Source organism: Mycolicibacterium sp. 624 (assembly GCF_040548615.1).
GTDB lineage: Bacteria > Actinomycetota > Actinomycetes > Mycobacteriales > Mycobacteriaceae > Mycobacterium.
In genome coordinates this window covers 1-1,734 of sequence record NZ_JBEPRZ010000018.1, presented here as the reverse complement: position 1 = coordinate 1,734, position 1,734 = coordinate 1, and the positions used below count along the sequence as shown (strand labels likewise).

1 rRNA gene is annotated in these 1,734 nt (G+C 57.0%); it reads left to right on the top strand.

The window, feature by feature from the left end:
* Positions 1 to 105: 105 nt before the first annotated feature.
* Positions 106 to 1,626: ribosomal RNA gene (locus ABIA65_RS33445) — 16S ribosomal RNA — on the top strand.
* The last annotated feature ends 108 nt before the right edge of the window (positions 1,627 to 1,734 follow it).

Below are 1,734 nucleotides of genomic sequence, written 5' to 3'. Positions count from 1 at the left end.
TCTTTTTTCTCGTTTAGGGGTGTGACATTGTTTTTTGCCAGTTTTTACTGGTGTTAGGTCGGACTTGTTCTGATTGAATTCACCTGTCTTTGGATGGGTTGTTTTTGTTTGGAGAGTTTGATTCTGGCTCAGGACGAACGCTGGCGGCGTGCTTAACACATGCAAGTCGAACGGAAAGGCCCTTCGGGGTACTCGAGTGGCGAACGGGTGAGTAACACGTGGGTGATCTGCCCTGCACTTCGGGATAAGCCTGGGAAACTGGGTCTAATACCGGATACACCTCATGGACTGCATGGTCTGTGGGGGAAAGCTTTTGCGGTGTGGGATGGGCCCGCGGCCTATCAGCTTGTTGGTGGGGTGATGGCCTACCAAGGCGACGACGGGTAGCCGGCCTGAGAGGGTGACCGGCCACACTGGGACTGAGATACGGCCCAGACTCCTACGGGAGGCAGCAGTGGGGAATATTGCACAATGGGCGCAAGCCTGATGCAGCGACGCCGCGTGGGGGATGACGGCCTTCGGGTTGTAAACCCCTTTCAGCACAGACGAAGCGCAAGTGACGGTATGTGCAGAAGAAGGACCGGCCAACTACGTGCCAGCAGCCGCGGTAATACGTAGGGTCCGAGCGTTGTCCGGAATTACTGGGCGTAAAGAGCTCGTAGGTGGTTTGTCACGTTGTTCGTGAAAACCCACAGCTCAACTGTGGGCGTGCGAGCGATACGGGCAGACTAGAGTACTGCAGGGGAGACTGGAATTCCTGGTGTAGCGGTGGAATGCGCAGATATCAGGAGGAACACCGGTGGCGAAGGCGGGTCTCTGGGCAGTAACTGACGCTGAGGAGCGAAAGCGTGGGGAGCGAACAGGATTAGATACCCTGGTAGTCCACGCCGTAAACGGTGGGTACTAGGTGTGGGTTTCCTTCCTTGGGATCCGTGCCGTAGCTAACGCATTAAGTACCCCGCCTGGGGAGTACGGCCGCAAGGCTAAAACTCAAAGAAATTGACGGGGGCCCGCACAAGCGGCGGAGCATGTGGATTAATTCGATGCAACGCGAAGAACCTTACCTGGGTTTGACATGCACAGGACGCTGGTAGAGATATCAGTTCCCTTGTGGCCTGTGTGCAGGTGGTGCATGGCTGTCGTCAGCTCGTGTCGTGAGATGTTGGGTTAAGTCCCGCAACGAGCGCAACCCTTGTCTCATGTTGCCAGCACGTAATGGTGGGGACTCGTGAGAGACTGCCGGGGTCAACTCGGAGGAAGGTGGGGATGACGTCAAGTCATCATGCCCCTTATGTCCAGGGCTTCACACATGCTACAATGGCCGGTACAAAGGGCTGCGATGCCGTGAGGTGGAGCGAATCCTTTCAAAGCCGGTCTCAGTTCGGATCGGGGTCTGCAACTCGACCCCGTGAAGTCGGAGTCGCTAGTAATCGCAGATCAGCAACGCTGCGGTGAATACGTTCCCGGGCCTTGTACACACCGCCCGTCACGTCATGAAAGTCGGTAACACCCGAAGCCGGTGGCCTAACCCCTTGTGGGAGGGAGCCGTCGAAGGTGGGATCGGCGATTGGGACGAAGTCGTAACAAGGTAGCCGTACCGGAAGGTGCGGCTGGATCACCTCCTTTCTAAGGAGCACCACGAGATCTGGGCCGGCCCGCATATCGCGGATCACCGAGACTCAGACGATTCGTTGGATGGCCTCACACCTGTAGTGGGTGGGGGTCTGGTGCATA